The organism is Phaeobacter porticola (assembly GCF_001888185.1).
In the GTDB taxonomy this organism is placed as follows: Bacteria; Pseudomonadota; Alphaproteobacteria; order Rhodobacterales; family Rhodobacteraceae; genus Phaeobacter; species Phaeobacter porticola.
Genome location: NZ_CP016364.1, coordinates 577,155 through 593,990, shown reverse-complemented (window position 1 = coordinate 593,990; position 16,836 = coordinate 577,155). Strand labels below are relative to the sequence as shown.

At 62.4% G+C, this 16,836-nt stretch carries 22 protein-coding genes; 9 read left to right on the top strand and 13 right to left on the bottom strand.

Annotated features, from left to right (window positions below; translation table 11 throughout):
• Positions 1 to 44: 44 nt before the first annotated feature.
• Positions 45 to 1,112 carry an NAD(P)/FAD-dependent oxidoreductase gene (locus PhaeoP97_RS02995; protein ID WP_072503820.1) on the top strand — a complete coding sequence of 356 codons (1,068 nt, stop codon included), beginning with the start codon at positions 45 to 47 and terminating at the stop codon, positions 1,110 to 1,112.
• Between the two features lie 23 nt (positions 1,113 to 1,135).
• A complete protein-coding gene (locus tag PhaeoP97_RS02990) occupies positions 1,136 to 1,552 on the top strand; it encodes a VOC family protein (protein WP_072503819.1) in 417 nt (138 codons plus the stop codon).
• A 76-nt stretch (positions 1,553 to 1,628) separates the two neighbouring features.
• Here the strand turns inward: PhaeoP97_RS02990 and PhaeoP97_RS02985 are convergent, their stop codons facing one another.
• The 3 genes from PhaeoP97_RS02985 to PhaeoP97_RS02975 form a co-directional block, all read right to left on the bottom strand.
• Positions 1,629 to 2,171 (bottom strand): NADPH-dependent FMN reductase, encoded by a 543-nt coding sequence (locus tag PhaeoP97_RS02985; protein ID WP_072503818.1) that lies wholly within the window; start codon positions 2,169 to 2,171, stop codon positions 1,629 to 1,631.
• A 210-nt stretch (positions 2,172 to 2,381) separates the two neighbouring features.
• On the bottom strand, positions 2,382 to 3,041 hold the full coding sequence (locus PhaeoP97_RS02980; RefSeq protein WP_014875783.1) for a YiaD family glycine zipper/OmpA-like lipoprotein: 660 nt from the start codon (positions 3,039 to 3,041) through the stop codon (positions 2,382 to 2,384).
• 123 nt (positions 3,042 to 3,164) lie between these two features.
• A complete protein-coding gene (locus tag PhaeoP97_RS02975) occupies positions 3,165 to 3,872 on the bottom strand; it encodes a helix-turn-helix transcriptional regulator (RefSeq protein WP_072503817.1) in 708 nt (235 codons plus the stop codon).
• A gap of 103 nt (positions 3,873 to 3,975) precedes the next feature.
• On the opposite strand from PhaeoP97_RS02975, the gene PhaeoP97_RS02970 reads away from it, so the two are divergent.
• Positions 3,976 to 4,254: a hypothetical protein gene (locus tag PhaeoP97_RS02970; protein ID WP_072503816.1), complete on the top strand. Its 279-nt coding sequence runs from the start codon at positions 3,976 to 3,978 to the stop codon at positions 4,252 to 4,254.
• Here the strand turns inward: PhaeoP97_RS02970 and PhaeoP97_RS02965 are convergent.
• Positions 4,209 to 5,066, bottom strand: a complete 858-nt coding sequence (locus tag PhaeoP97_RS02965) for a methylated-DNA--[protein]-cysteine S-methyltransferase (protein WP_072503815.1) — start codon at positions 5,064 to 5,066, stop codon at positions 4,209 to 4,211. The genes PhaeoP97_RS02970 and PhaeoP97_RS02965 overlap by 46 nt on opposite strands.
• A 176-nt stretch (positions 5,067 to 5,242) precedes the next feature.
• On the opposite strand from PhaeoP97_RS02965, the gene nth reads away from it, so the two are divergent.
• Together nth and PhaeoP97_RS02955 are read left to right on the top strand one after the other, a co-directional pair.
• A complete protein-coding gene (gene nth, locus PhaeoP97_RS02960) occupies positions 5,243 to 5,887 on the top strand; it encodes an endonuclease III (protein ID WP_072503814.1) in 645 nt (214 codons plus the stop codon).
• On the top strand, positions 5,884 to 6,873 hold the full coding sequence (locus PhaeoP97_RS02955; RefSeq protein ID WP_014875788.1) for an adenosine kinase: 990 nt from the start codon (positions 5,884 to 5,886) through the stop codon (positions 6,871 to 6,873). Before nth ends, PhaeoP97_RS02955 begins: the two co-directional genes overlap by 4 nt.
• A 110-nt stretch (positions 6,874 to 6,983) precedes the next feature.
• Here the strand turns inward: PhaeoP97_RS02955 and PhaeoP97_RS02950 are convergent, their stop codons facing one another.
• Positions 6,984 to 7,472: a MarR family winged helix-turn-helix transcriptional regulator gene (locus tag PhaeoP97_RS02950; RefSeq protein WP_072503813.1), complete on the bottom strand. Its 489-nt coding sequence runs from the start codon at positions 7,470 to 7,472 to the stop codon at positions 6,984 to 6,986.
• 83 nt (positions 7,473 to 7,555) lie between these two features.
• Between PhaeoP97_RS02950 and PhaeoP97_RS02945 the strand changes: the two genes are divergently transcribed.
• On the top strand, positions 7,556 to 8,425 hold the full coding sequence (locus PhaeoP97_RS02945) for an EamA family transporter (RefSeq protein ID WP_072503812.1): 870 nt from the start codon (positions 7,556 to 7,558) through the stop codon (positions 8,423 to 8,425).
• A gap of 38 nt (positions 8,426 to 8,463) precedes the next feature.
• Here PhaeoP97_RS02945 and PhaeoP97_RS02940 read toward each other — a convergent pair whose 3' ends face one another.
• Together PhaeoP97_RS02940 and PhaeoP97_RS02935 are read right to left on the bottom strand one after the other, a co-directional pair.
• Positions 8,464 to 8,979, bottom strand: coding sequence for a hypothetical protein (locus PhaeoP97_RS02940; protein ID WP_072503811.1), 516 nt, complete (start codon positions 8,977 to 8,979; stop codon positions 8,464 to 8,466).
• Between the two features lie 39 nt (positions 8,980 to 9,018).
• Positions 9,019 to 9,501, bottom strand: a complete 483-nt coding sequence (locus tag PhaeoP97_RS02935; RefSeq protein ID WP_027248685.1) for an RNA pyrophosphohydrolase — start codon at positions 9,499 to 9,501, stop codon at positions 9,019 to 9,021.
• 156 nt (positions 9,502 to 9,657) lie between these two features.
• Here PhaeoP97_RS02935 and PhaeoP97_RS02930 point away from each other — a divergent pair, with 156 nt between their 5' ends.
• Together PhaeoP97_RS02930 and PhaeoP97_RS02925 are read left to right on the top strand one after the other, a co-directional pair.
• Positions 9,658 to 11,685: an NADPH-dependent 2,4-dienoyl-CoA reductase gene (locus PhaeoP97_RS02930; RefSeq protein WP_072503810.1), complete on the top strand. Its 2,028-nt coding sequence runs from the start codon at positions 9,658 to 9,660 to the stop codon at positions 11,683 to 11,685.
• Between the two features lie 160 nt (positions 11,686 to 11,845).
• On the top strand, positions 11,846 to 12,397 hold the full coding sequence (locus tag PhaeoP97_RS02925; RefSeq protein ID WP_072503809.1) for a type 1 glutamine amidotransferase domain-containing protein: 552 nt from the start codon (positions 11,846 to 11,848) through the stop codon (positions 12,395 to 12,397).
• Between the two features lie 69 nt (positions 12,398 to 12,466).
• Here PhaeoP97_RS02925 and PhaeoP97_RS02920 read toward each other — a convergent pair whose 3' ends face one another.
• The 4 genes from PhaeoP97_RS02920 to PhaeoP97_RS02905 all read right to left on the bottom strand — a co-directional run bounded on the left by PhaeoP97_RS02920 (position 12,467) and on the right by PhaeoP97_RS02905 (position 14,092).
• Positions 12,467 to 12,814, bottom strand: a complete 348-nt coding sequence (locus tag PhaeoP97_RS02920) for a hypothetical protein (protein WP_072503808.1) — start codon at positions 12,812 to 12,814, stop codon at positions 12,467 to 12,469.
• 47 nt (positions 12,815 to 12,861) lie between these two features.
• Complete coding sequence (locus PhaeoP97_RS02915; protein ID WP_014875796.1) at positions 12,862 to 13,218, bottom strand: antibiotic biosynthesis monooxygenase family protein; 357 nt, start codon at positions 13,216 to 13,218, stop codon at positions 12,862 to 12,864.
• Positions 13,215 to 13,538, bottom strand: a complete 324-nt coding sequence (locus tag PhaeoP97_RS02910) for an NIPSNAP family protein (protein ID WP_014881080.1) — start codon at positions 13,536 to 13,538, stop codon at positions 13,215 to 13,217. The genes PhaeoP97_RS02915 and PhaeoP97_RS02910 overlap by 4 nt, the downstream gene beginning before the upstream one ends.
• A 98-nt stretch (positions 13,539 to 13,636) precedes the next feature.
• A complete protein-coding gene (locus tag PhaeoP97_RS02905; RefSeq protein ID WP_072503807.1) occupies positions 13,637 to 14,092 on the bottom strand; it encodes a DUF4399 domain-containing protein in 456 nt (151 codons plus the stop codon).
• Between the two features lie 198 nt (positions 14,093 to 14,290).
• Between PhaeoP97_RS02905 and PhaeoP97_RS02900 the strand changes: the two genes are divergently transcribed.
• Positions 14,291 to 15,196 (top strand): LysR family transcriptional regulator, encoded by a 906-nt coding sequence (locus PhaeoP97_RS02900; protein ID WP_014875799.1) that lies wholly within the window; start codon positions 14,291 to 14,293, stop codon positions 15,194 to 15,196.
• Positions 15,197 to 15,283: 87 nt separating this feature from the next.
• On the opposite strand, the gene PhaeoP97_RS02895 is transcribed toward PhaeoP97_RS02900, so the two are convergent.
• Complete coding sequence (locus PhaeoP97_RS02895) at positions 15,284 to 16,264, bottom strand: OmpA family protein (protein WP_072503806.1); 981 nt, start codon at positions 16,262 to 16,264, stop codon at positions 15,284 to 15,286.
• Positions 16,261 to 16,836: a peroxidase-related enzyme gene (locus PhaeoP97_RS02890; RefSeq protein ID WP_072503805.1), complete on the bottom strand. Its 576-nt coding sequence runs from the start codon at positions 16,834 to 16,836 to the stop codon at positions 16,261 to 16,263. Before PhaeoP97_RS02890 ends, PhaeoP97_RS02895 begins: the two co-directional genes overlap by 4 nt.

The following is a 16,836-nucleotide window of genomic DNA, read 5'->3' as shown; positions in this document are numbered from 1 at the left end:
AATGATGCGGTGGAACGCCGCGACACTGGCGAAAGGGTGCGAAAATGGCAATGGCAGATATCACCGTCCGGGGCGCCGGGATCTTTGGGCTTTCCATAGCCTGGACCTGCGCGCGGCGCGGCGCATCCGTGCAGGTGATCGACCCCTTTGGGGCGGGGGCCGGCTCCAGCGGCGGGCTGGTCGGGGCGCTGGCGCCGCATGTGCCGGAGAACTGGAACCCAAAGAAGCACTACCAGCTGGAAAGCCTGCTGATGGCCGAAACCTTCTGGGCCGAGGTTGAGGCCACCGGCGGGGTCTCCCCCGGCTATGGTCGCACCGGACGGCTGCAACCGATCAATGATCAGCGCACATTGGATCTGGCGCATCAACGCGCAATAAGCGCCCGGAACCTGTGGCAAGGGAAGGCGGACTGGTCTGTCATCGCCACCGCAGACGCAGGCCCATGGGTGCCGCCCAGCGCCACCGGATATGTCATTCACGACACGCTGAGCGCCCGGATGCACCCCCGCCGCGCCTGTGCCGCACTGGTGGCGGGGCTGGCGGTCATGGGGATCACAGTACAGACAGAGGCGCCCGATCAGGGGCTTGTGATCCATGCCAAGGGTTACGCGGGCCTGCAGGAGCTGAACCGGATGCTGGCAGGTCCCGACGGCCCGGCGGCAGGCAAGATAGTGGGCAATGGGGTGAAGGGTCAGGCGGCTCTGCTGCGCTTTGCCGAAGGCCCGAAGGTGCCACAGCTTTATGCCGATGGACTGCACATCATTCCCCATGCTGATGGCACATTGGCCATAGGCTCCACCAGCGAGCGTGAATTCGAGGATCCCAGCAGCACCGATTCTCAGCTTGACGATGTGATTGAGCGTGCGCGGGCTGCCCTGCCGGTGCTGCATGGGGCTGAGGTGATCGAACGTTGGGCCGGGGTGCGCCCCCGCGCCCGCTCACGCGCGCCAATGCTGGGGGGCTGGCCGGATCGGCGCGGACATTTCATCGCCAACGGTGGCTTCAAGATCGGCTTTGGCATGGCGCCCAAAGTGGCCGAGACCATGGCCAATCTTCTGCTGGACGGGCAGGATAATATCCCCGATGGTTTCCGGGTCGAAGATAACTTCTGAATGCCAGGCCAAGGGGCAGAGAGATGATCGCCTATATCACCATCGGTACCAATGACATGACCCGCGCACGGGCGTTCTACACCGCGTTCCTGCCGGCACTTGGCTATGATTTCAGCGAAGGGTCCGACGGCCTCAGCTTTGCCCTGCCGGTGCCGGAGGGAGAGGTTCCGACCGCGCCAGATGTCTATGTCAAACACCCGTTTGACGGTGCGCCTGCTGCGGCGGGCAATGGCATGATGGTGGCGTTTGAGGCCAGCACGCAGACGCAGGTGCGGGCCCTGCATGCAGCCGCAGTGGCGGCAGGCGGAACGGATGAGGGCGCGCCGGGGTTTCGCTCGGCCTATAGTGCAGGGTTCTACGTCGGTTATCTGCGTGACCCGCAGGGCAATAAGATTGCCCTGTTTTTCAGCAACCCGGATGAGCCGGGCCGTGACGGGTAGCCATTGCCCGCCCTAGCCCATAAGGCAACAGGCCCGGAGTGATCGCACACACAGGGCCTGTTGGGGCTCATCTGACTTAGCGTGCGATTTCAGCCCGCAGCGCTGTCATCAGCGCCTCAAGCGTTTCGGTATAGAGTTCGCTCAGCAGGCGGCCGCCTTCGTCGAACTCCGAATGCGATGCCGCCAGATGCACCTGCGGTGCAGTCAGGACGCGGGGCTGGAATGGAACCAGAAATGTGCGCAGCAACATCTGGGATTTCTCACCGCCGGCGCGGCCCGCAGCGGCGGACATGATGGCGACGGGTTTGTCCTGCCAGGGCTTGTTGCTGGTGCGGCTGACCCAATCGAGGGCATTTTTCAACACACCTGACGGCGCGCCGTTGTACTCAGGGGTCGAAATAATCACCGCATCCGCCGCCCCAATCTGATCCGCAAGTGTCTGAACGGCTGCGGGAATACCGCTCGCCTGTTCATCATCGCCATCATAGAGCGGCAGATTGAGATCCGCTTCTGTCACCTCGGCGGGGCCAAACAGGCGCGTGGCCTCAGCCAGTAGTTTGCGATTGGTGGCCCCTGCGCGCAGCGAGCCGGAGATGGTGAGGATTTTGGGATCGGACATGGAAGGATGCCTCTTTCGGTTGGGAATGTCTGTCTGGCCCCAACCTATGCCGCTTCGGTCACAAGAAAAGCCCAAAGCCTGCGCACTGACTGTGCAAAAGCTCACAATACGCACAACGTAACGTTAGTTTTGCACATTTTCGCACAAAAAAGGACCGCACCCTGCGGCGCGGCCCTGTTGTCTATCAGACCTTAACAGTGAGGCCGGAAATCAGGCGCCCTGCGGGATCACCACGATTTCGACACGACGGTTGCGCGCCTTGCCTTCAGCGGTGAGGTTCGACGCCACCGGCTGGCTCTCACCGCGGCCAATGATCTGCACGCGGTTGTAGGGCACGCCACCGGCTTGGATCTGGTCGGCAACCGCATTGGCGCGGCGCTCGGACAGGCCTTGGTTGTAGCCCGCGTCGCCATCACTGTCGGTGTGACCGATCACCTGCACCTGGCTATTGGGATAGCGCACCAGGCTGCTGGCCACTTTGTTCAGATCAGACCGCACAGCGGGCGAGACCGCCGCGCTGTCGGTGGCAAATGTCAGGTCATTCGGCAGGGACACGATCAGACGGTCGCCAGTGTTGACGATGGAAATGCCGTCGTTGGAGATCGACTGGCGCAGCTCGCGCTCTTGTGCGTCCAGCTGGTTGCCGATCACGCTGCCAGCAGCAGCACCGACCAGCGCGCCGGTGACAGCACCCAGACCACGGTCGGAATCATTGGCAGCAGCGCCAACGCCCGCGCCGATCAGGCCGCCAATCAGCGCGCCATTCTGCGTTTTGCTGCCAGGGGTCCCGATGGTTGCGGGATCGGTACAGGCGGTCAGGCCAAGGCCAGCGGCCACGATGGCGGCGGTGGTAAGTTTCATCTGAATCATCAAAATCTGCCTTTTGCTTGCTCAATCCGGGCGGGGCCCGTGCTGCGGAGAATATCGTGCTGCGGCGCGTTCATCACAAGGTAACGTCTTTTCTGCTCGGCGAAAACCTGCCGAATCTCTGCTCTAAGTTGAGGCGACACCCTCTTCATCGCCAAACACGCCACCTCCCTGATCGATCCACAGCTTGCGCAGCATATCGGCCTCTGTCGCAAAGCTGTCGTCCAGCAGATCAGCACAAAGCATCCGGTCGGTGCGAAAGTGACGAAACCCGCCCCGCAATTCGCACCAGGCCGCCAGCAGCGTGGTCTCGACATTGTAGATCAGCGCCAGCGGACGCAGGACTCGCCGGGTTTCGCCGCTGTCAGGGCCAAGATAGGTCAGCTGCAGTTTACGGCTTTCGCGGACCGCCTGACGCAGCAGCCCCTTAGAGACACAGCCCTGTTCGGGATCATCCTGCGGTGGGCCGCCCCAAGGCGCCACCTGCAGCCGATCCCCGGGGGAGCGGCATTCCATCACCTTGCGACAGACCCGTATGGCGGCCTCCTGCAGGGCGCCATCGCCGGTTCGCATCAACAGGGACAGGCCGACATAAAGCGCCTCCAACTCCTCCTCATCGAAGTTGAGCGGCGGCAGATCATAGCCTTTGCGCAACATATATCCGATGCCCGCCTCCCCCTCGATCGGGGTGCGCATGCCCTGAAGTGCCGCGATATCACGGTAGATCGTGCGTTTTGAGACCTCAAGCTTCTCCGCCAGATCCTCGGCCCGGATCGGGGCGGAGGCGGCGCGCAGGATTTGGATGACTTCGAACAGGCGACCGGTGCGTTCCATGGTCTCTCTCCACTGACAGGCTGCTGACACCTTAGCACAGGCCGCTGACAAAGCGTGTCAGTAGCGTTGTGGTGTTCTGGGTTCAGACAGAAGGAGAGACACCATGTTAACCTATGACTGGATTGTTCTGATCACGCTGGGCAAAGACAAATGGGAGGCACAGCGCCAGTTTCCCAAATCCTATGAATTGGAGCGGGATGCTGCTCAGATCCGCGGTGCGGCTCAGGCAGCGGCAAAGGCCGCCGCGCGGGCCGAGACAGAGCCAACCGCCAAGCGCCCCGGTCTGCTGCGGCGCCTGTTTGCGCGACGCGCGGGTCAGGGCGCGGTAGGTGCGGGTCAGGCCGCGCCGTCCTGCTGCCCCTCATCACGCGCGGCCTCATAGGCCAGCATCGCGCGTTTGACCGGCAGGCCCCAGTGATAACCGCCAAGAGCGCCGGATTTGCGCAGGGCGCGGTGACAGGGGATCAGCCAGCTGACCGGGTTGCGTCCTACCGCCGTACCGACGGCGCGCACCGCACGGGGCGCGCCGATGGCATGGGCGATCTCGGAATAGGTGGTGACCTGTCCCGAAGGAATACGCAGCAGCGCCTCCCAGACCTTGATCTGTAGCGGCGCGCCGATCATATGCAGAGCGGCCTCGCCCCGCTGATCAAAGATCGCCTCCACCATCGCGCGCAGGGCCATCGGATCCTCGACAAAATCAGCGTCGGGCCAGCGGCTGCGCATATCGGCCATGGTCGGCTCTGCCCCGGTTTCCGCCGCAAAGCCCATGCCACAGATGCCTTTCTCCGTGCCCATCACCAGGACCAGTCCGAAGGGGCTGTCAAACCAGCCCCAGAGGATACGCAGACCGGCCCCCTTGCGGGCGTATTCACCGGGGCTCATCGCCTCCCAGCGCAGGAACAGATCATGCAGACGGCCACTGCCCGAAAGACCGACAGCATGGGCCGCCTCCAGCGTGGTGAAATGCTCCTGCAACAGGGTCTTGGCGTGGCCAAGGCGCAGATACTGCTGGTAACGCTTGGGGGAGACGCCGACCCAGGCCGAGAACAGGCGTTGAAAATGCGCCGGGCTCATATCCATGGCGGCGGCCAGTTCGGCAAGGGTCAAAGCCTCGCCGCCCTCGTCAATCAGCTCAATCGCGCGGCGCATGACGCCGTAGTGATAGCTCTGCTCGCGTGTTTGGATGTTCATGGGGAGCCCTCCCGACCTGTGTTCCTATCCCCAGTATAGGGACAAGCCCTGACTGCGCGACCCGGATCTTGCGAGAACAACGGACTATGGGCCGGTGACCACAAGGTAACGCTTCGCTCACCTTTTGCGGCTTTTCTGTTTGCGCCGGGGGGACCTGCGCGGCATTAAGGTCCGCGATGGCAAAGCAACTCGATTATCACACTCTGCGTGAGATCTTCACGCGGTTTCAGGCAGCGGATCCAGAACCCAAGGGCGAGCTGGATCACGTCAACGTCTATACTCTTGTGGTGGCGGTAGCGCTGTCGGCGCAGGCTACGGATGCCGGTGTCAACCGGGCCACCCACGCGCTGTTTCAGATCGCGGACACCCCGCAAAGGATGCTGGATCTGGGCGAAGAAGGCCTGATCGAGCATATCAAGACTATTGGCCTATACCGTCAAAAGGCCAAGAATGTGATCAAGATGTCGCGGATTTTGGTCGAAGACTACGATGGCATTGTGCCCAATTCCCGCGCGGCGCTGCAATCCCTGCCCGGTGTCGGGCGCAAGACCGCAAATGTGGTGCTGAACATGTGGTGGCGCCAGCCCGCACAGGCGGTGGACACCCATATCTTTCGCGTCGGCAACCGGGCGGGCATTGCGCCGGGCAAGGATGTCGATGCGGTCGAACGCGCCGTAGAAGACAACATTCCGGCAGATTTTCAGCTCCATGCCCATCACTGGCTGATCCTGCACGGGCGATACCATTGCAAAGCTCGCAAACCGATGTGCCCCACCTGCATCATCCGCGATCTCTGCCAGTTTGAGGACAAAACTCTATGAAAACATACCAGCTCGTCGGGATCGGCAATGCCGTTGTGGACGTGATCAGCCAATGCGACGACAGCTTTCTGGAGCATATGGGCATTGAAAAAGGCATTATGCAGCTGATCGAACGCGATCGCGGCGAGGTGCTCTATGCGGCGATGCAGGAACGTGTCCAGACGCCCGGCGGCTCGGTCGCGAACACCATCGCTGGTGCCGGGGCGCTGGGGCTGGAGGCCGCGTTTATCGGCCGGGTGCATGACGACGCATTGGGACGGTTCTACGCGCAGGCAATGACCGATGATGGCGTGGATTTTGTGAACCCGCCGGTTGCAGGTGGCGAGCTGCCGACCTCGCGGTCGATGATCTTTGTCTCCGGCGATGGTGAGCGGTCGATGAACACCTATCTGGGCATCTCCTCCGAACTGTCTTCGTCAGATGTGCCGGACACGGTGGCCGGCAAGGCGCAGCTGATGTTCCTTGAGGGCTATCTGTTTGACAAGGACAAAGGCAAAACCGCCTTTATGGAAGCGGCGCGGGATTGCCGCGAGGGCGGCGGCAAATGCGGCATCGCGATTTCCGATCCCTTCTGTGTGGAACGCCACCGCGCCGATTTCCTGTCGCTGATCGAAAACGATCTGGATTTCGTGATCGGCAATGAGGCCGAGATCAAATCCCTGTTCGAAACCGACGATCTGGAAGAGGCGCTGGCCAAGACGGCTGCAATCTGTTCGCTGGTGGTCTGCACCCGCTCGGGCGATGGCGTCACCGTGGTTCAGGGCGACACCCGTGTGTCGGTGCCGGTCGAGCGGGTGGTGCCGGTGGATGCCACGGGTGCGGGTGATCAGTTTGCGGCCGGGTTCCTGTTTGGCATGGCCAAAGGGCTGGATATCGAGACCTGTGCCAAGATCGGCAACGCCTGCGCCGCCGAGGTGATCAGCCACATCGGCCCCCGCCCCAAAGCGGTGATGAGCCAGGTGCTGCGCCGCGAAGGGCTGCTCTGAGACGGGACATCCCATGCAACGGATATGATAAAGCCGCCCCGGAGCAATCGGGGGCGGCTTTTTCCATCGGTGAACAGCATTGGCTGTCCCGGTTGGGGGGCTGGCCGGGGTCAGGCGTTGTCGGCGGAGGTCAGCGCCTTTGACAGCAGCTCCGTCAAAACCGTCTGCTCTTCCGCACCAAGACCATCAAGCAGGCGCGCCTGTGTGGCCACATGGGCCTCGACCACCTCATTGATCAGGCGCAGCCCCTCCGGGGTCAGCTCAATCAGAAAACTACGGCTGTCCTCGGGGTTGACGCTGCGGGCCACCAGCCCTGCATCCACCAGCCGGTCAATGCGGTTGGTCATGGTGCCAGAGGCGACCATAGTGGCCTGCAACAAATCCCCCGGCGACAGGCAATAGGGCGCACCGGCGCGGCGCAGGGTGGCCAGCACGTCGAACTTGGCGCCGTTCAGATCATACCGCGCCCAGGTTTTCTGCATTTCTTTCTGATAGGCCTGCGCCAATCGCCCGACCCGCCCGATGACGGCCATCGCCGATACATCAAGGTCGGGGCGTTCCCGCTCCCATTGCTGGGTCACAAAATCTACATGGTCCATGTCGGGAGGTTTTACCGGACGATATCTTGACGTCAAGAAAAATCACTATATCTTGATGTCGAGAAATCTAAAAGGAGCCTGCTATGCAGAGCCGTGATCTGATCCTTACCGCGCTGGCGCCCATGATCTGGGGCAGCAGCTATATTGTCACGACCACCCTGCTGCCCGGGCAGTCGCCGTTGCTGGTGGCCCTACTGCGGGCTTTGCCTGCGGGGCTGTTGCTGATGCTGATGGTGCGGCAACTGCCGCCGCTAAATTGGGTGCCGCGGTTGTTGGTGCTCGGGGCGCTGAATTTCTCGATCTTCTGGAGCCTGCTGTTTGTCGCCGCCTACCGCCTGCCCGGCGGGGTTGCCGCGACCCTTGGCGCGGTACAGCCGCTGGTGGTGGTGTTCCTGTCGGCGCTGATGCTGAAGACGCCGGTGCGGACGGCAGCGGTGCTGGCGGCGGGCCTCAGCATTCTGGGCGTGGCGCTGCTGGTGCTGACGCCGAGCGCACAGTTGGACGGGATCGGTGTCTTTGCCGGGCTCGCCGGGGCCATTGCGATGGCGGCTGGCGTGGTGCTGAGCCGCAAGTGGCAGCCGCCTGTGTCGCTGCTGACCTTCACCGCCTGGCAGCTGACGGCCGGCGGGCTGTTGCTGATCCCGGTGACGCTGTGGTCCCTGCCCGCCGTGCCGCAGCTGAGCGGCGAGAACCTGCTCGGCTTGGCCTATATGAGCCTGATCGGCGGCGCTGCGACCTATGTGTTGTGGTTTCGCGGCATTGCCCGACTGGAACCATCGGTGGTGTCGCTTCTGGGGGTGCTCAGCCCGCTGTCAGCGGTGGTGCTGGGCTGGGTGTTTCTGGGCGAAGTGCTGACGGCGAAACAGGCGATTGGCGCGGGCCTTGCGCTGTTCAGCCTGTGGCTGGGGCAAAGCGGCTTGCGCTGGCGCAGGCCGCGGGTGGCCGGGGCCTGAGGCCCTGCCGGATGCGCAAGACCGAAGCCGGGACCGGGTTAGCGTTCAGACCAAGGGGTGCAGGATGTGCCCGCGTGGCAGGCCAGCACCTCCTCTCGGGCGGCACCATCGGTGCCCCCGAAGCCAAAGCCGCCACAGGGATCCATCCGCAGGACATAGCCATCCGCGCGCTGTTCCAGAAAGGCCAGATAGTCCACGCCATCCGCTGCGCCAGCACACCACGGCCCAAAGCACAGGATCTCCAGCGTGATCGGCAGATCAACCGGTTTCGCAAAGCCCTGCGCCGTCATCAGCTTGCCTTCAATCCGCGCCGGAATCAGGCTGCGCGGCGGCGCGTCATTGGGATTGTTCTGCGGGGCCTTGGGCAACGCGCCCTCGTCCAAGCTCAGCACGCCCTCGACCACGACATAGATCTTGTCGGATTTTGCGGCCTCAAGATAGGCGTCCGACGGCCCCCACGGTAGACAGCTGAGGGCTGTGGCAGGCCCCGCCAAGGTCGCGATGAGCGCGACGGAGATGGCAGCTGGCACGATGAGACTGCGAAGAGGCGGCATCAGAACATCCTTTGTCAGACGGGAGGTCAGTCCGAACCATCATAGATGGTCCTGAAACTCCTGAATAACCCGTTCGTAAACCTCGCGTTTGAATGGCACGATCTTGCCGACCAGCTGATCAACCGGCTGCCAGCACCAGGCGGAGAATTCCGGGTGGTCGGTGGCGATATTGATCTGATCATCGCGCCCGAGAAAGCGCATCAGATACCATTTCTGTTCCTGTCCGCGATATTTGCCGCCCCAAAACTGCGGCACCACCTCGGCGGGCAGATCATAGGGCAGCCAGCCGTTGCTTTCGGCGATGATCTCAACCAGATCGGCGGTGACGCCGGTTTCTTCCTCCAGCTCACGCAGGGCCGCCAGCCTGGGGTCTTCGCCTGCGTCAATTCCGCCCTGTGGCATCTGCCAAGCGTCCTTGTGCCGGTCCATGCGCTGGCCAACCCAAACATCCCCTGCCGCATTGATCAGCATCACACCCACATTGGGCCGATAGGGCAAGGCGGCGATTTCTTCGGGCGTCATCAGGCTCTCCTTGGTTGGATGCCCCCTTGTGCACCTGTGCCCCAGCGTCGTGCAAGAGGTTGACGCCGCGTCCAAAGTGACAATCCCTTTCAGGCTGGGCCATTTTCGCGCAAACCAAGACAGAAGACTTACCAGAGAACTACCAGGGAGAGTGTCATGACTGCGTACCCGAAAATGTTGGCGCCGCTGGATCTCGGCTTTACCACGTTGAAAAACCGCGTGCTGATGGGATCCATGCACACCGGGCTTGAGGAAACCAAAGACTGGAACCGGGTGGCCGAATTCTATGCTGACCGTGCGCGGGGTGGCGTGGCGCTGATGGTCACCGGCGGTATTGGTCCGAACCTCGAAGGCTCGGTTCTGCCGGGCGCGGCGATGATGACCAGCGATCAGGATGTGGAGAACCACAGCATCGTCACCAACCGCGTGCATGAGGCCGGGGGCAAGATCGCGATGCAGATCCTGCATGCGGGGCGCTATTCCTACGGGCCAAAATGTGTTGCCCCCAGTCCGGTCAAATCTCCCATCTCTCCCTTCCCGCCAAATGAGCTGGACGAAGAGGGTATTGAGAAGCAGATCGCGGATATCGTGAATGCCGCCGTGCTGGCGCAGCAGGCCGGTTATGATGGCGTTGAAATCATGGGGTCAGAAGGCTATTTCCTGAACCAGTTCCTGGTCACCCATACCAACAAACGCGAGGACCGCTGGGGTGGCTCCTATGAAAACCGGATGCGCCTGCCGATTGATGTGGTGCGCCGCACCCGCGAGGCGGTGGGAACGAATTTCATCATTATCTACCGCCTGTCGATGATTGATCTGGTGCCCAATGGCTCCACCTATGACGAGGTGGTTCAACTGGCGCAAGAGGTCGAGAAAGCCGGGGCGACCATTCTGAATACCGGCATCGGCTGGCATGAGGCACGGATCCCGACAATTGCCACATCTGTTCCCCGCGCGGCCTTTGCCTGGGTCACCAAAAAGCTGATGGGCAAGGTCGGCATTCCGGTGATCACATCGAACCGGATCAACACGCCTGAGGTCGCCGAACAGGTGCTGTCCGAGGGTTGCGCCGATATGGTGTCGATGGCGCGACCAATGCTGGCGGATGCGGATTTTGTCGCCAAGGCTGCCGAAGGCAAATCCAACCAGATCGCGCCCTGCATCGCCTGCAATCAGGCCTGTCTGGACCATACCTTTGGTGGCAAGCTGACCTCCTGCCTGGTGAACCCGCGCGCCTGTCACGAGACCGAACTGGTGCTGACGCCTGCGGAGAGCGTGAAGGCAATCGCCATTGTCGGTGCGGGTCCGGCAGGCCTGTCCACCGCACTGGCGGCCTCGGAACGTGGCCATAAGGTGACGCTGTTTGACCGCGCAAGCGAGATTGGCGGTCAGTTGAATATGGCCAAGCAGGTTCCGGGCAAGGAAGAGTTCTGGGGGCTGGTCGATTGGTATCGCACCATGCTGGCCCAGAGCGACGTGGCGTTGGAATTGAACCGCGAAGTCTCTGCGGGCGATCTCAAAGGCTTCGACGAGGTGGTGATTGCCACCGGTGTGGTGCCGCGCGATCCGCAGATCCCCGGTCAGGATCGCGCCAATGTGGTCGATTACATCGACGTGCTGCGCCACAAGGCCGAGGTCGGCAAGCGGGTGGCGGTGATCGGGGCCGGTGGCATCGGCTTTGACGTGTCGGAATTCCTGCTGCACGCAGGCGAAAGCCCAACCGAGAACCTGCCTTTGTGGATGCAGGAATGGGGCGTTGCCGACCCCGCCGAGCATCGCGCTGGTCTGGCCCCCGAAGGCCCGCAACCCGAAGCGCCGGCGCGTGAAGTGACGCTGTTGCAGCGCAAGGCGGAGCGTCACGGCAAACGGCTGGGCAAGACCACTGGCTGGATCCACCGCGCCGCGCTGAAGATGAAGGACGTGAATTTCGTCGGCGGCGTGAACTACGAGAAGATCGACGACGAGGGACTGCATGTCAGCTTTGGCGAGGCGCGCGAGAACCCGACCGTGATTGCGGCGGACACCGTGGTGCTGTGCTCGGGCCAGCTGTCGGAACGCTCCCTCGCCGACACGCTGGAGGCACAGGGCACCGCCTGTCATGTGATCGGCGGCGCGGATCTGGCCGCAGAACTGGACGCCAAACGGGCCATCAATCAGGGCACACGGCTGGCCGCCAGCCTCTGATCCGGCACCGTTTAGCTCCCTTGTAAGTCTTGCGACCCTCGCCGCCTGTGGTGGCGGGGGTCGTTTGCGGTTGTGGAACCTCCGGCGCCCAGTGACGTTTTGTCCGTGAACGGCGCCGCCCCTGCGGCGCGATTACCGCCACGACGAACAGGAGAGTTTCATGCCCCGTATGACCGACGCCAAGATCCTGATGATTGCCACCCATGGGTTCGAACAGTCCGAACTGGAATTTCCGCGAGATCAGCTGCGGGTCAAAGGGGCCGACGTCTCGGTTGCCAGTCTGGACGGCAAGGCGATCAAGGGCTGGGAAGGCGATGATTGGGGCCGCGAGGCCAAGGCCGATCTGGCGCTGAAGGCGGTCCGTGTCGAGGATTACGACGCGCTGGTCCTGCCCGGCGGTCAGATCAACCCAGATCTGCTGCGCATCAATGACGATGTGATCGAGCTGATCAACGCTTTCTACGATCAGGGCAAGGTTGTCGCCGCAATCTGCCATGCGCCCTGGCTGCTGATCGAAGCCGGCCTGGTCAAGGGCCGCACCATGACATCGTTCCAGTCGATCAAAACCGATATGATCAACGCCGGGGCCGATTGGCAGGACGCGGAGGTCGTCGCGGACAACGGGATCGTGACCAGCCGCAACCCCGATGATCTGAAGGCATTTGTCGGCAAGATCGTGGAAGAGATCGAAGAAGGTCGGCACCCGCGCTGATCCGACGACTGATCAAAGGTCTACCTCTACAAAGGCCCCGGTTCGCAGCCGGGGTCTTTGCCGTAACGATCAAGGGCGGCGCAAACCGCCACAGGCGAGGCAGTTCGTGTCGTCCGGCAAGGTGATCCGATCAACAAGCACGGTGATAGCCTGACCGCTAAAGGCGGCGCGCATCTGGCGCACGTCAAGCTCGTGGATCCCTGTTGGCACGTCCAAGGTCAGACGGACGTCGCCCATGGGTAACCCATCGGGACCGACAGCTATGCCATCGACATAGAGGTGATATGCGCCTTCTGCGGGCACCCGGAGATCAACCGCGATAGGCGATGCGACGATATCCCCATCCCGGGGCGACAGGATCGCCGCGCCGGGTATCCGCGCCTCTTCCGCCCCAACAAGAGAGGTGAAAAGGGCCATGCCGATCGCAGCGCAGCCCCAGAGGCATAGCCTGCGTGCCTTGTGTTTCACGTGACAACAGGATCGTGGACCGCGCGGGCGTCGGCGGGGGCTTCGTCGCGCCGGTCCATGCCGTAGTCACGCAGCACGCCTGCCACCCGCAGACGGTAGTCGCTGAACACGCTCTCTCTGCCCTCGGCCTGCCCGGCGCGGTGGGCGCTGAGGCGGCGCCAGTTGGCCACGGCTTCCTCGCTCTCCCAGAAGGACAGCGACAGGAGTTTGCCCGGTGTCGTCAGGCTCTGGAACCGTTCGACGGAGATGAAGCCTTCAATCTCCTGCAACAGCGGTTTCAGATCGGCGGCGATCTCCAGATAACGGTCCTTGGCCCCGTCCTTGATTTCAACCTCGAAGATAACGGCAATCATCCTGTGGATCCTTCCGGGTCAGAGACTTTTTTCAGCCAGGTGCGGTCCTCACGCAGGATAAAGCGGCGCTCCTGGGCGAAGGCGTAGTTTTCACGCCCCAGCGGGTCGGCTGCGAGGCGCGCGCGGTAGGCTTCGTATTCGGCAAGGTTTGCCACATCATAGATGCCATAGGCCAGCGTTGATGAGCCCTCATGCGGGGCGTAGTAGCCGATGAGATCCGCACCACATCGCGGAATTGCCTGCCCCCAGTTGCGGGCGTAGGTGGCGAAATCCTCACGTTTGGTGGGGTCGATATGGTAACGGATGACACAGCTGAGCATCAGGGGCGTCCTTTGCTGGAAAATACGCCCCCGGTCTAGCAGGCAGGATGCGGGGAATGCTTCGCCCTGCACCGAAGTGTCCCACCCGCCTTATAGGCCTACTCGACCTTGATGGTGATTAGTTCGGAGACGATGGGTGTCGAATGTGGGACGTGACCGTAGTCGCCCATCACCAACTGCAGCGTATGTTCACCCGGTGCCAGATCCAGCGTGGTTTCGGTCTGTCCGCCGCCAAAATGGATGTGGTTTTCATCCGATGGCAGGCCGTAGGACAACTCATCCGCACCGTCTTCGCCCTCCCCCAGTGGCGGGCGGTCGATCAGCAGGTGGTGATGGCCGGTATTTTCCTTCTCGGTGCCCGCCGGGGCCACGCCCATGCCGCGCAGGCCAAAGACCACCGTCACCGGTGCGGACACCACCTCACCATCCTTGGGGGTCACGAAATAGACTTCGGCCCCATCCGGCGCCGGAGTTTCGCCACCCGCAAGGGCCGCAGAGACGGGCAAGGCACAGGCCACCACAGCCGCCAGTGAAGATCTGATCATCGCATTCATAAGATGTCCTCCCATTGGTGTAAGCCCCTCTCAACATAGTGGCTTCGACCACTATTGCGATATTCGGGCAGAGCTGCAGGTGTTTCCAGCTGGTAAACTATGGGTGAATAACCTCGCAATTATCCCATCCCTGCCCCGTTCTTGCCCGATTTCACCGCGAGAAATAGGGGAACTCGGATGGATAAGGACGCGAACGCCATGGATCGACTGACCGAAATGGAGGCCTTTGCCAATGTGGTGGATCAGGGCGGATTCACCGATGCGGCAAAGAAAATGGGGATATCCAAATCGGCGGTATCCAAACATGTGTCCAGCCTTGAGGCCCGGCTGGGCGCGCGGCTGCTGAACCGGACCACGCGGCGGGTGTCCCCCACCGAAATTGGGCTGGCCTATTATGACCGGGCGCGCCGTGTCCTAAATGATGCCGGCGAGGCGGATGCGCTGGTGACCTCGATGCAATCGGCGCCTTCCGGGCTGTTGCGGATTTCGGTGGCGACGGATTTTGGCGTCAACCACCTGTCGCCCGTGTTGTCGGACTTCCTGCGCGATTTCCCCGATATCACCGTCAATATGGTGCTGAACAACCGCTATGTAGAGCTGATCTCTGAAGGGTTCGACATGGCGCTGCGGATTGGTGAGCTGGAAGACAGCTCTCTGCGGGCGCGCAAACTGACCGAAACCACCAAGCGGATGATCGCCTCCCCCGCCTATCTGGAGAAATTCGGCCGTCCGCAGAAAATCGACGATCTGAACATGCACAAGCTGCTGCATTATTCGAACCAGTCGAGCGGCAGCATGTGGAAGATCACCGCGCCGTCGGGCGAAAAGCGGCAGGTGCGGACCTCCGGCTGGCTGTCGGTCAATGACGGGCAATCGCTGCTGAATGCGGCCATTTCCGGTCTGGGGATCGCCTATCTGCCAAGCTACCTCTACTCCGACGCCATGGCCGAGGGGCTGGTCGAGGACGTCATGCCCTCGCTGCCGATGGAGACCCAAGGCATTTATGCGGTCTACCCTCCTGGCCGTTTCACCCAGCCCAAGGTGCGGGCCTTTATCGACTTCCTCGCCAATGCCTTTGCCGACAAGGATGGCATCACCTGGTGAGGCGCGCCTCTTTGGGATTGGACAGGACCCGGCCGTTGCGCCGGGTTTTCTGTATCTATCCGAAAGACCGAGTTGGACCGCACCACATCAACGTCTGATCAGCACCACCTCAACCCGGCGATTGGCCTCGCGCCCCTCGGGGGTGAGATTGGTGGTCAGCGGCGCCATGAAGCCCGCGCCTGCCACCGCGACCCGTGCACGGTCAACCGCGCTATCGGCCAGCAGGCGGCGGCGCACCGCATCGGCGCGGCGTTCAGAGATCGCGATATTCTGCTCCAGCGACCCCACCGTATCGGTATGCCCGACCAGGAGCACATCAAAATCCGGATTCTGGATCAGAAACTCCGCAAGGGCCGCAAGGCTGTCATAGGGTTTTGCCCCCAGTGTCACGGCGCCGGTTTCAAACTCCAGGTCCGCCAAGACCGCCCGCCCGTTGCGGCGCAACCCGGTGATCAACTCTGCCGCGCCAATGAGTGGCAGCGCGACGGTCGGGGCTTCGTCGGTGCCGCCGCTTGCCGAAGTGGTGCCCTCTGCGATGACCGGCGTGCTGACACCTTCGGGCGTGACCTCAATCACCTGCACAAAGGTGGCGTTGCCGGAGCGCGAGACCAAGAGAGTGACGATCCGCCCGTCGGGATGCTCGGCAGAGAGGAAGCTGTAGTTGCTAACATCCACGGTCATGTCCGGGGCGGGGATCACCTCAATATCAAAGCGGAAATCAAAACCGCCGCAGCTCCGTGCGGGGCATTGATAAAGCAGCTCATACCCGGCCTCGACCAGCTGCGCGCGCAGCGGTGCAAGCACTTGCAACACCGTGGCATCACCGGAAACCCGCCAACTGCGGCGCAGGATCTGCCCCTCGACCTGGCGTTCGGGTACGCCGTCGTCGCTGGCGGGACCGAGCGGCACCGCATAGCTGCCAAGGGCGGTGGCGCGCTCGGCCAGCTGGCGTGCGCCGGGGGGTAAATTTACCCCCTGCGAAGCGACCACCGATGGCAGGGCCGCACAGAGCAGCCCCGCCACCGCAGGCGTCAGCCGCCGGGCGGCAAAGACAGCGCGACGGATCAACGGTTCTGCGCGTGATAGGCGTCGTTGGGCACCATGCCGGTGGCGCTGGCAACCCGATTGGACATATTGAAAAAGCCGGTCACATTGGCAATGTCCCAGATATCGCGGTCGCTGAACCCGTGGTCGCGCAGGATCTTGCGGTCGGCCTCTTCGATCTCGGCGCTGGCCTTGGTCGCCTTGGCCGCGAAATCCAGCATGGCGCGCTGGCGGGGCTCCAGCGGCGCGACGCGGTAATTCATCACCAGCATTTCACCCAGTTTGGGGTCACCAGACAGCTGGCGCACCGCTGCGCCATGGGCTGCGAGGCAGTAGAAACAGCTGTTGATGGAAGACACGACCACCGCGATCATCTCGCGTTCCAGCTTTGACAGGCCGCTGTCCGCCAGCATCAGGTCGTTATACATCCCGGTAAAGGCGTTGAGCTTGTCGATGTCGAACGCATTGGCGCGCAGCACATTGGGCACCATGCCCAGCTTCTCCTGGCAGATGTCAAAATACTTCTGCGTCTCGGGCGGAAGCGGGTCCACCATCGGCAGGTCAAGCGCTGTGGGTGCGTCGGTGTCGCGAGTCAT

Coding starts and splice junctions, on each gene's coding strand:
- PhaeoP97_RS02990 (WP_072503819.1), top strand. CDS start 1,136: ATGATCGCCTATATCACCATCGGTACCAATGACATGACCCGCGCACGG.
- PhaeoP97_RS02940 (WP_072503811.1), bottom strand. CDS start 8,979: ATGCCGCCTCTTCGCAGTCTCATCGTGCCAGCTGCCATCTCCGTCGCG.
- PhaeoP97_RS02905 (WP_072503807.1), bottom strand. CDS start 14,092: ATGAATGCGATGATCAGATCTTCACTGGCGGCTGTGGTGGCCTGTGCC.
- nth (WP_072503814.1), top strand. CDS start 5,243: ATGGCAAAGCAACTCGATTATCACACTCTGCGTGAGATCTTCACGCGG.
- PhaeoP97_RS02900 (WP_014875799.1), top strand. CDS start 14,291: ATGGATCGACTGACCGAAATGGAGGCCTTTGCCAATGTGGTGGATCAG.
- PhaeoP97_RS02910 (WP_014881080.1), bottom strand. CDS start 13,538: ATGCTCAGCTGTGTCATCCGTTACCATATCGACCCCACCAAACGTGAG.
- PhaeoP97_RS02915 (WP_014875796.1), bottom strand. CDS start 13,218: ATGATTGCCGTTATCTTCGAGGTTGAAATCAAGGACGGGGCCAAGGAC.
- PhaeoP97_RS02985 (WP_072503818.1), bottom strand. CDS start 2,171: ATGTCCGATCCCAAAATCCTCACCATCTCCGGCTCGCTGCGCGCAGGG.
- PhaeoP97_RS02890 (WP_072503805.1), bottom strand. CDS start 16,836: ATGACTCGCGACACCGACGCACCCACAGCGCTTGACCTGCCGATGGTG.
- PhaeoP97_RS02955 (WP_014875788.1), top strand. CDS start 5,884: ATGAAAACATACCAGCTCGTCGGGATCGGCAATGCCGTTGTGGACGTG.
- PhaeoP97_RS02970 (WP_072503816.1), top strand. CDS start 3,976: ATGTTAACCTATGACTGGATTGTTCTGATCACGCTGGGCAAAGACAAA.
- PhaeoP97_RS02965 (WP_072503815.1), bottom strand. CDS start 5,066: ATGAACATCCAAACACGCGAGCAGAGCTATCACTACGGCGTCATGCGC.
- PhaeoP97_RS02935 (WP_027248685.1), bottom strand. CDS start 9,501: ATGACGCCCGAAGAAATCGCCGCCTTGCCCTATCGGCCCAATGTGGGT.
- PhaeoP97_RS02950 (WP_072503813.1), bottom strand. CDS start 7,472: ATGGACCATGTAGATTTTGTGACCCAGCAATGGGAGCGGGAACGCCCC.
- PhaeoP97_RS02925 (WP_072503809.1), top strand. CDS start 11,846: ATGCCCCGTATGACCGACGCCAAGATCCTGATGATTGCCACCCATGGG.
- PhaeoP97_RS02930 (WP_072503810.1), top strand. CDS start 9,658: ATGACTGCGTACCCGAAAATGTTGGCGCCGCTGGATCTCGGCTTTACC.
- PhaeoP97_RS02920 (WP_072503808.1), bottom strand. CDS start 12,814: ATGGCCCTTTTCACCTCTCTTGTTGGGGCGGAAGAGGCGCGGATACCC.
- PhaeoP97_RS02975 (WP_072503817.1), bottom strand. CDS start 3,872: ATGGAACGCACCGGTCGCCTGTTCGAAGTCATCCAAATCCTGCGCGCC.
- PhaeoP97_RS02945 (WP_072503812.1), top strand. CDS start 7,556: ATGCAGAGCCGTGATCTGATCCTTACCGCGCTGGCGCCCATGATCTGG.
- PhaeoP97_RS02980 (WP_014875783.1), bottom strand. CDS start 3,041: ATGATTCAGATGAAACTTACCACCGCCGCCATCGTGGCCGCTGGCCTT.
- PhaeoP97_RS02995 (WP_072503820.1), top strand. CDS start 45: ATGGCAATGGCAGATATCACCGTCCGGGGCGCCGGGATCTTTGGGCTT.